This window comes from bacterium (genome assembly GCA_040756715.1).
Lineage (GTDB): Bacteria > UBA9089 > UBA9088 > UBA9088 > UBA9088 > JBFLYE01.
This window is the reverse complement of record JBFLYE010000188.1, coordinates 1-10,407: the sequence shown is the minus strand read 5'-3', so window position 1 is coordinate 10,407 and position 10,407 is coordinate 1. Positions and strand designations below refer to the sequence as shown.

The 10,407-nt window shown below is 39.6% G+C and carries 12 protein-coding genes; all 12 read right to left on the bottom strand.

Annotated features, from left to right (window positions below):
* On the bottom strand, positions 1–499 hold a 499-nt coding region (locus AB1397_07210; protein MEW6482766.1), incomplete at its 3' end, for an Ig-like domain-containing protein.
* A 38-nt stretch (positions 500–537) separates the two neighbouring features.
* Positions 538–1,737, bottom strand: coding sequence for an elongation factor Tu (gene tuf, locus AB1397_07205; protein ID MEW6482765.1), 1,200 nt, complete (start codon positions 1,735–1,737; stop codon positions 538–540).
* A 90-nt stretch (positions 1,738–1,827) separates the two neighbouring features.
* Complete coding sequence (locus AB1397_07200) at positions 1,828–3,633, bottom strand: FAD-dependent oxidoreductase (GenBank protein ID MEW6482764.1); 1,806 nt, start codon at positions 3,631–3,633, stop codon at positions 1,828–1,830.
* A gap of 70 nt (positions 3,634–3,703) precedes the next feature.
* A complete protein-coding gene (gspF, locus tag AB1397_07195; GenBank protein MEW6482763.1) occupies positions 3,704–4,927 on the bottom strand; it encodes a type II secretion system inner membrane protein GspF in 1,224 nt (407 codons plus the stop codon).
* An 85-nt stretch (positions 4,928–5,012) separates the two neighbouring features.
* Entirely contained in the window at positions 5,013–6,116 is a 1,104-nt protein-coding gene (locus tag AB1397_07190) for a type IV pilus twitching motility protein PilT (GenBank protein MEW6482762.1), read from the bottom strand.
* Positions 6,117–6,161: 45 nt separating this feature from the next.
* Positions 6,162–7,868, bottom strand: coding sequence for an ATPase, T2SS/T4P/T4SS family (locus AB1397_07185; GenBank protein MEW6482761.1), 1,707 nt, complete (start codon positions 7,866–7,868; stop codon positions 6,162–6,164).
* On the bottom strand, positions 7,844–8,122 hold the full coding sequence (locus AB1397_07180; protein ID MEW6482760.1) for a hypothetical protein: 279 nt from the start codon (positions 8,120–8,122) through the stop codon (positions 7,844–7,846). The genes AB1397_07185 and AB1397_07180 overlap by 25 nt, the downstream gene beginning before the upstream one ends.
* Before the next feature lie 69 nt (positions 8,123–8,191).
* A complete protein-coding gene (locus AB1397_07175; protein MEW6482759.1) occupies positions 8,192–8,527 on the bottom strand; it encodes a DUF3307 domain-containing protein in 336 nt (111 codons plus the stop codon).
* Positions 8,527–8,640, bottom strand: a complete 114-nt coding sequence (rpmJ, locus tag AB1397_07170) for a 50S ribosomal protein L36 (protein ID MEW6482758.1) — start codon at positions 8,638–8,640, stop codon at positions 8,527–8,529. Before rpmJ ends, AB1397_07175 begins: the two co-directional genes overlap by 1 nt.
* 81 nt (positions 8,641–8,721) lie before the next feature.
* On the bottom strand, positions 8,722–8,937 hold the full coding sequence (gene infA, locus AB1397_07165) for a translation initiation factor IF-1 (protein MEW6482757.1): 216 nt from the start codon (positions 8,935–8,937) through the stop codon (positions 8,722–8,724).
* Positions 8,934–9,671 (bottom strand): type I methionyl aminopeptidase, encoded by a 738-nt coding sequence (gene map / locus AB1397_07160; GenBank protein ID MEW6482756.1) that lies wholly within the window; start codon positions 9,669–9,671, stop codon positions 8,934–8,936. Before map ends, infA begins: the two co-directional genes overlap by 4 nt.
* Positions 9,668–10,369 carry an adenylate kinase gene (locus tag AB1397_07155; protein ID MEW6482755.1) on the bottom strand — a complete coding sequence of 234 codons (702 nt, stop codon included), beginning with the start codon at positions 10,367–10,369 and terminating at the stop codon, positions 9,668–9,670. The genes map and AB1397_07155 overlap by 4 nt, the downstream gene beginning before the upstream one ends.
* Positions 10,370–10,407: the final 38 nt, after the last annotated feature.

The window sequence follows — 10,407 nt, the reverse complement described above, 5'->3', positions numbered from 1 at the left end:
TGGTTATCTGTGTTCCCGGAAGGATAGTAAGATAAGCCAATATGGTTGATGTTCCTAATAGGGTAGAGGTTCCCAGGGAGGCTACCTCTTTTCCCTTTTCCTTAACCTCAAAGTCATTGATTACACTATCCTTCTTATTTACCTTTAATTTTCCCGTTCCCTCTGATGCATTGTATGTCCCATCGCCTTCAAACCTTCCCTTTATCGTATGTTCTCCCACAGGGACATTGATTACATAATCCTTATAATCCCAGTTTGCTCCCCATGAGTCATCGGATACATCACTTCCCACATAGGCATTATCAACCTCAAGTTTAACTGTCTTATCCTTAAGCTTCTTCCACCTACTTCCATCCTTGTATTCCAACCAGCCATCCAGGGTTATCTTTTCTCCGATATAACCCTCCTTATCCTTTACCCTTATTCTTGTCTCTATCCCTGCATAAACCAGGAAAGACATAGTTATCCCTAAGATTATCCCAATAATTTTTCTCTTCATCTTTACCTTGCCTCCCGGTTTTAAAATTTATCTTTGGCTTATTCCAATATCTCCGTTACAACCCCTGCCCCTACGGTGTGGCCTCCTTCACGGATGGCAAATCTTAGGCCCTGCTCCATGGCAATGGGTGTGATTAGTTCGCCTTCAAGGTTCACATTATCCCCTGGCATTACCATCTCAACACCCTCGGGAAGCTTGATGGAGCCGGTTACATCGGTGGTTCTAAAGTAGAATTGTGGTCTATAGCCAGTAAAGAATGGGGTGTGCCTTCCACCCTCTTCCTTCTTTAGGACATAGACCTCTGACTTGAATCTTGTATGGGGTGTTATTGAGCCAGGTGCAACAATGACCTGACCCCTTTCAACTTGGTTTTTTTCTATTCCCCTTAAAAGAAGCCCAACATTATCGCCTGCCTCTCCCTCATCAAGGGTTTTTCTAAACATCTCAATCCCGGTAACCACACTCTTTCTTGTTTCTTGAATGCCGACAATCTCAACACTGTCTCCTACATGGATTTTTCCCCGCTCAATCCTTCCCGTGGCAACTGTTCCCCTTCCGGTTATGGAAAAGACATCCTCAACCGCCATCTGGAATGGCTTGTCGATCTCCCTTTTTGGCATAGGAATATATGAGTCTACCGCCTCCATAAGCTTTATAATACACTCACAATTTGGGCAATCCTCTTTTCCACAGCCACATTCCCCTGCCTTTAGGGCACTTCCTCTAATTATGGGAATTTCATCACCTGGGAATTTGTATTCAGAGAGCAACTCCCTTAATTCAACCTCAACCAGCTCAATGAGCTCTGGGTCTGCTACCATATCAACCTTATTAAGAAAGACAACAATATAAGGAACGCCAACCTGCCTTGCCAAAAGGATATGCTCCCTTGTCTGGGGCATAGGGCCCTCAGAGGCAGCTACCACAAGGATCGCACCATCCATCTGGGCTGCACCGGTTATCATATTCTTGATGTAGTCAGCATGGCCTGGGCAATCGATATGGGCATAATGCCGATTGACTGTCTGATACTCTACATGGGCAATTGCAATGGTTATCCCCCTCTCCTTTTCCTCAGGTGCATTGTCAATACTATCAAATGACCTGTATTCTGCCAACCCTTTCTTTTCCAATACCTTGGTTATTGCTGAGGTAAGGGTTGTCTTACCGTGGTCAATATGACCAATGGTTCCCACATTAATATGTGGCTTTGTCCTTTCAAACTTCTGTCTTGCCATATTACTTTACCTCCAAAAATTTTAAAAAATTATATAATTTCCCTTATCTTGCTGTCAAGGAAAATTTAATAAACTTTAAAACTTTATAACTTAAAAATTTATAACCCCTGTAAGCCCTATCTCTTTCAAAATTTTCTCAAGCCTGCTTATCATTTTAGAAATGTAGGGTTTTGCACTTGGGACAAAACAGCCTTCCCTACAGGGTTTTATAAAAAATTTTTCTACGCCCTTTTCCATCAAGGAAAGGAAAAAGGGAATTCCAACACTTAAAAGACAGCGAACCCTTATTGCATCAGATAATGGGTAATCAAAACAGGCTATGGTTACCTCCTTTGGGTATTTATCTTTTAGGAGAATCCCATCCTCTCTTATTGCATTGTCTGGACATAACCCTGCACATATGCCGCAGGATTGGCAATCTTGAGAGGAGAGAAAAGCCCTTTTTTCTTCCCTTTTTATCCCCTTAAGTGGGCAGATTCTTATGCAGGTAAGGCATAAAGGGCAGGTCTCCTTTTTCTGCTCTGGCCCTTTTCCACAATAAAGGCAGCGTGACGACTCAAGAAAAACATCATCCAATGTATATGTTTTCTCTATTTCATTAAATGAAGCACACCTTTCCTCAATCCCTAAACATTCGGGTTTTACCCTTTCTCTTTTGGCAATAAAGGGAATTACAGGAGAAGAAATCGATGAAATTAAATCATATACCTCCTGAGTCCTGACTCTTGACTCCTGACTCCTGACTTTTAAATGAACATTCATCGCAACCCTCTTTCCAGAAGCAATCGCACTAGCTACATTCGTTGGTCCTAAAACAATGTCTCCGCAGGCAAATAAGCCATTCAAGCCATCTTCTTTCAACATATCCTGGGTAATGCCTCCCCTTTTTAAAGCCGTCCAATCTGCCATCTGACCAATCGCCATAATTATTGTGTCTACATTAAAGGTTTTTATCTCATCTTCATTAAATTGAGGGGAAAATCTTTTATTTTCATCAAATAGCTTTAAAACCTTCATAGCTATCAATTGCTTTATCTTTCCATTCTCTCTTATCAATTCTTTTGGCCCAAGTTCAGGAAAGATTTTTACCCCTTCCTCTTCTGCTTTTATCTTTTCCCCTTTAAAACAAGGCATATTCTCGTAATCCTCAAGACAAACAAGAGAGACATCCCTTTTCATTCTTAAAGATGCCCTAGCACAATCAATGGCAACATTGCCTCCACCGATAACCAAAACCCTCTTTTTAAGAGAAACCTCCCTTTTAAATTTTATTGCCTCAAGAAATTCCAAAGCCAAGATTACATCATCACCTTTAATTGCTTTTATCTCCCTGTTTAAGGGAAGACCACAGGCAATCACAACAGCATCGTATTCTTTTTTTAGGTCATCTAATGAAAAATCATCTCCCAACCTCTTGTTTGTCTTTATAGAAAGACCAGCATCTACAAGATTTATCATCTCCCTTTTTAAAATATCCAAGGGAAGCCTCCAGGAAGGAATGGTGATATATGGCATTCCTCCCGCAGACTCCTTTTCTTCAAATACATCAACCCTGTATCCTAGCTGAAGAAGATGCCAGGCACAAGAGAGGCCAGATGGACCACCCCCTATAACTGCTATCCTCTCTTTTTGAAATACCTTTTGCTTTGGAAGGGATGAGATGGTATCTCCCAAAAACCTCTTGATATTGCATATGCTTATGGCTTCATCAACCTCACCCCTTCGGCAGACATCCTCACAGGGATGAAAGCATATCCTTCCAAGTATTGAGGGGATTGGTGTCTCTCGGACGATTAAAGAATATGCCTCATCAAACCTCCCCTCACAGGTTAGCCTGATATAATCTGGGATGGGAAGATTAATTGGACACTTATCTACACAGGGTGCAATCTCCATTTGAAATTGTAAATTTTAGATTTTAAATTTTTATACCTTTCTCAATTTACAATTTACAATTTGCAATTATTCATTTTATCATCCCAGGAAGGCTAAATATGGGAAGATACATACAAACAACAATAAATCCAACAACTACTCCAAGGATAACAATCATCATTGGTTCAAGAATAGAGGATAAAGCAGCCACTGTAGCATCAACCTCCCGATCATAGTAATCTGCTGCCTTAAATAGCATTGCATCCAAAGCACCGGTTTCCTCTCCTACTGAGATCATCTGAATCACCATAGGAGGAAATACGCCGGATCTCTTTAAGGGATCTGAAATTCTCTCTCCCTCCTTGATAGCATTCCTTGCATCAAGGATAGCAAGCTCAACCACCCTATTTCCAGATGTTTGGGCAACAATATCCAATGCCTCAAGGATTGGAACACCGGATCTTACCAGAGTTCCCAAAGTGCGCGTAAATCTGGCGATGGCTATCTTTCTAAACAAGTCACCGAATAAAGGAATTTTAAGGATAATACGATGCCATTGTAGCCTTATTTTAGCTGATCGGTTAATCGCTATATTAAATATAACCACAATAACAAATATTATAAGGAAAACAAGCCATACCCAATGAACAAGAAAGTCAGAGATTTTTATCAATATCTGGGTTGGCTTGGGAAGCTTTTCCCCAAATACCTCAAATACCTCCTTAAATTTTGGGATAACAAATACAAGAAGGAATGCGACAACAGCAATGGCAACCAAGAGTATCATTGCAGGATATACCATTGCACCGATAACCTTTCTCCTTAGCTCGGCAATGTTCTCAAGGTATGCGGCAATTCTTTCCAAAACCTCATCCAAAACACCACCTATCTCACCTGATTTGACCATACTTACATAGAGTCGATCAAAGCAGGATGGATGCTTTGCCAAAGCAGATGAAATAAATTCACCACCCTCAATATCCCTTCGGACATCTGTTAATATCTTCTGGAAGGATTTCTTTTTTACCTGTTCAATAAGGATATTTAAACATTGAACAACCGGGATACCTGCATTTATAAGGGTTGAAAGCTGGCGAGAAAAGATAACTTTATCTCCCAGACCAGGCCTGGCTAAGATATTTATCTTACCAAGTAGACCTTCAATAGCAAGACCCCCTTTTTGTTGCTCGGTTGATAAAACCCTTAAGCCTTGGCCTCTAAGCTTGGCTAATGCCTCTTTTAGATTAGCCGCCTCTATCTTTCCCGAGACAGGAGCGCCCCTTGCATCCTTTGCCTTATAATTAAATACCGCCATAATAAATAGTCACCAGAGCACTAAAGCACCAGGACACCAGTAAAAAATATACCGCTATGACTGGTGACTGGTGTTCTGGTGCACTTTAGTATCCTCCTGCCTTAAGCATTGTCTGTGCTTGTGTTGCTCCTCCTGTGAGCATCTTCTTAAGACCTTCTGGGTCTTGAGAATGAATCATTGCATTTTCATAAGTAATCATTCCCCTTCTATATAAATCGGTCAAGCCTGAATTCATTGTCTGCATACCAAATTGCTTTCCTGCCTGCATAATGGTATATGCTTGATGAATCTTTCCATCCCTAATTAAATTTGCAATCGCCGGGGTTGAAATAAGAATCTCACAGCAAACAACCCTACCCTTTCCACTGGCATGGGGAATAAGGGCTTGTGATATGGTTGCCTTTAGAACAAAAGAAAGCTGTGCCCTTATCTGTTGTTGTTGATGGGCAGGATAGACATCAATAATTCTATTTACCGATTGAATGGCATCGGGTGTATGGAGGGTTGCAAAGACAAGGTGGCCTGTTTCTGCTATGGTTAGTGCAGCAGAGATTGTTTCTAAGTCTCTCATCTCACCTACAAGAATTATATCAGGGTCTTGCCTTAACATATGCTTTAGAGCAGCGGCAAATGACTTTGTATCAGCTCCCACCTCTCTTTGAACAACAATACAATTTTTATGTCTATGGAGAAATTCAATTGGGTCTTCAACCGTAATGATATGTGCTTTTTTGTTTGTGTTTAGATAATCAATCATTGAGGCCAAGGTGGTTGACTTTCCTGTTCCGGTTGGACCGGTAACAAGGACAAGGCCAACGGGAATTTCGGCAATCTTTTTTACCACAGAAGGAAGGCCAAGCTGATCAAAGTTTGGAATTTCGTTAGGAATTCCCCTTAAGGCTGCTCCGATTGTTCCCCTTTGTCTAAAGACATTCATCCTTATCCTTCCCACATCTTTGACACCAAAGGATATATCAAGTTCATTCTCTTCCTCAAACCTCCTTTTTTGCTCATCGGTAAGGACAGAGTAGATAAGCTGCTGGCAGGCATCTGGCATAAGACGCTCCATTCCCTCAATCGGCATCATTATACCATCAATCCTGAGTTGTGGTGGTGTGCCAATCACAAGATGGATGTCAGAGGCTCCCTTTTCAACCATCTCATGCACCAAAAACTCCATTGTAAGCATCTTACTTAAGAAATTTTGAATTCTAAATTCAACATTTAAAAATCATTACGCTTCCGAGGTTATCCTCATCATCTCATCAATGGATGTAGCTCCAGAGAGAACCTTTCTTACCGCTGCTTCCCTTAATGTGATCATCCCGCTATCAACCGCAGCTTTATAGATAACATGGGATGATTCTCTATGGAGAATTAGTTCCTTAATCTGCTCATTTGCCACAAGGATCTCATATACACCAGACCTTCCTTTATAACCAATATTCACGCATTTTTCGCATCCATTAGGCTTGTATAATGTAACCACATTTTCCCAGACATCTATTCCCATACTTCTTAGGCTTTCTCCCGGAACTTCATAAGCAACCTTACAATCACAAAGCTTTCTAACCAGCCTCTGGGCAACCACCATAACTACTGTTGAAGCTATTAAAAATGGCTCAACCCCCATATTAACAAGCCGTGTTACCGCACCCGCTGCGTCATTTGTATGAAGGGTTGAAAAAACCAGATGACCGGTTAAGGCAGCATTTATGGCAACCTCTGCTGTCTCCCTGTCTCTTATTTCACCAACCAGAATAATATCGGGGTCCTGCCTCATAAATGACCTTAAACCTGATGCAAAATCAAATCCAATATCGGGCTTTGCCTGAACCTGATTAACGCCAGCAAGGACAAATTCAACGGGGTCCTCTATTGTAACAATATTCTTATCGGGTGTATTTATGCTTCTTAAGGCAGAGTAAAGGGTTGTTGTCTTCCCACTTCCGGTTGGACCTGTAACCAGAATCATTCCATGGGGAACATTTATGTTCTTTTCAAATATACTCAGGGCATCTGGTTCAAAACCAAGGGAAGTAAGGTCAACGCATAAAGCAGATGAATCCAAGATTCTTATCACGGATTTCTCGCCAAAGTTTGTGGGAATGGTTGAAACCCTGAAATCTACCTCCCTTCCTTCAATCCTAAGCTTTGCCCTTCCATCCTGAGGAAGCCTTCTTTCTGAAATATCCATTTCTGACATAATCTTTACCCTTGAGATAAGGGGATGAAGAAGCTCTTTTGGTGGAGAGGCAACCTCATAGAGAATACCGTCTATTCTATATCTTATCCTTAAAGAATGCTCATATGGTTCGATATGGATATCAGATGCCTTTGCTTTAACCGCCTCGGTTAATAGATGGTTAACCAGGTTTATTAAAGGTGCCTCAGAGCCTTGACGCATAATTTTATCTATATTCATCTCATCAGAGACAACCTTGACCTCAATCTTCTTTTTTGTATCTTGCTTCTTTTCATCTAATAACCCTGCTTCATAATACTCCTTAATCGCATTTCTTATCCCTGTGTCTGAGGCAATATGTGGTTTTATCTGATAGCCTGTCTCTACAACAACCTCATTTATTACAGTGGCATTTAAGGGATCAACCATCGCAATCTTTAAAACAGAATCCTCCTTGGCAAATGGAAAAAGAAGGTATTTCTTTGCTGTTTCATAGCGGATAAGGGAAACAGCAAGGATATCGATAGGTGCTTTTGAAAGGTCAATATAAGGGATATTAAACTTGCTTCCCAAAAATGCAACCAGGGCTTCTTCCTCTATCAAGCCTAATCTTATCAATACCCTTGAAAATTGTTCAGCTGTCTTTTTTTGTTCTAATATTGCCCTTTCAAGCCCCTCTTTTGTAAGAAGCCTTGCCTCAACAAGCATATTTCCAATTAAATGCTTTCCCTTTAAAGTTCCTTGAGGTTTATCCATCTTTGATTTACTTTTATCCAGTCTTTAAAATTTATCTTAAGGTCTTTTACCCCTTTTATATATTTTATATCCTCTTCAATCTTTGAAAGGATAGAAGGGATATGCTCCTCTTCCACATTTTGTCCAACAAAACCTAGTTCACCCTTTATAAGAACACAACCATTACTTGTTGAGACATTGACGGTTTTTGTATCCACAAATCTTTTTACAAGAGCTGCTCTTACTTCCACATTTATTTGCCAATCCTCTATCATTATATAACATTCTACAAAAATATGCCTAAAAAGTCAAGCAAATAAAGCTTTTAAAACTTAAAAAATTCATTAAGGTAGTAACTTAAAGAAGAGAAAGAGAAATAAACCTATGAAGCCAAAATGTAATGTCTGGTCTAATATGCTTATAAGTATCCCCTTTTTACCCCTTTTAATCCTAAAGAAATCAACAAAATAATGGGAAATGGAGGTAAGAATGGAAAACAAAGCCCATTTTAAATAAGGGGATACAGCCCAACCAAAGAAAAGTAAGGCTATAAGGGTAATAATTCCATGGGCAATAAGCCATTTCCCTGCGTTTCTCTTCTTTTTTGAAAGAATATCAGGTTGAAGCAAAACATCAGAGACAATGTGAGCAAGGAACGCCCGCAATATTAGGTCAGCCATTAACCCTGTCTTTGTTTATGCTTGGGATTTGGGCAAATCACCCTTACCCTTCCCTTTCTCTTTATAATCTTGCACTTTTCGCAAATCTTCTTTACCGAACTTCCCACTTTCATTATTAAATTTCCACCTCAATTTTGCATTTTTATAAAATCTTTACCACAGTTTTGCGTTTTAAGTTTTGCATTTTGCATTTTTTATTCCCGATATATCACCCTCCCCCTTGTAAGGTCATAGGGAGAGATTTCAACATTAACCTCATCACCGGGAAGAATTTTTATATAATGCATCCTCATTTTTCCAGAGACATGCGCTAAAACAATATGCTTTTCAGAGACCTTGACCTTAAACATTGCATTGGGAAGAACCTCCAAAACCTTTCCCTTTACAATTACCTTCTCCTCTTTTTTCATGTTAATATAAGGGCGCCATTGTTTGTAATGGCAACCGTCTCCTCAAAATGGCTTGATAGCTTTCTATCCTTTGTGATCACTGTCCATTTATTGGAATGTATAAAAACCTCGCTCTTTCCCTCATTTACCATTGGCTCTATGCAAAATACCATTCCCTCTTTAAGGCGAATATTATCTTTGGATACATAATTTAAAATCTCTGGCTCTTCGTGTAGCTCTTTTCCAATCCCATGTCCTCCAAAATCCCGAACAACAGAAAAACCAAAGCCTTCAACATAATTTTGGATTGAATAAGATATATCCCTTGTAGAACCTCCATTTTTGCAATTAGAAATCGCCCTTTTAAATGCCTCACATGCCACATCTTTTAGCTTAAAACATAAAGGGGATATATCGCCAATAGCATATGTCCTTGCCGCATCTGCACAATACCCTTTATAAAATACACCAATATCTACCTTTAATAAATCACCATTTTTGAGGATTCTTTTGCTAGGTATGCCGTGGATTACCTCCTCATTTATGGATGTGCATATAGAGCAAGGGAATCCACGATAACCAAGGAATGCAGGCCTTCCACCCTCCTTTATTATCAAATTATGAGCTATATTATTTAAATAAAGCGTGGTAATCCCTGGTTTTATCATCCCGGAAAGCTTCAAAAATGTATTTTTGATTATTTCTCCTGCTATTTTTATCCTCTCTATCTCTTCTTTGGATTTAAGTATTATCATTTTAACACATTTAATAGCCTATCAAAAACCTCGTTTTCGTCTCCACATCCATTTATAGAGGCCAAAATACCCATTTTTTCATAGAAATCCACAAGGGGTATTGTCTGTTTAAGATAGACATCTATTCTATGCCTTACATATTCCTCGCAATCATCCTCCCTCTGGTAAAGGGCACCTTGGCACTTGTCACATATTCCCTCTTTCTTGGGAGGATGATTTTTTATATGATATATTGCACCACAATCCTTACATATCCTCCTTCCTGTATTCCTTTTAATAATTGTTTCAGAATCTACATCCAATTTAATAACCCTATCTATTTTTATTCCAGCTTTTTCTAATGTTTTTGCCTGGTTTATTGTCCTGGGAAATCCATCAAGAATAAAACCCTGCTCGCAATCTTTGTTTTTTATCCTCTCGTTTATTATCCCAATAATTATATCATCTGGAACAAGCTCCCCTTTTTTTATATAGTCCTCTGCCGCAAGGCCCATTTCTGTCTTATGGGATACAGCATCCCTTAACATATCGCCTGTTGAAATCTGGGGTATTTTAAACCTTTCAACCAGCCTCTTTGCCACTGTTCCCTTTCCCGCACCCGGCGGACCAAATAAAATAATTCGGATTTCGGAATTCGAAATGGCTTTGCGATACTTCGTATCTCGGGATTCGGGATTTTTTAATTCTCTCTTCTGCATTTTATTAAATCCTTACCTTAATTTTTACTTTTGTATTT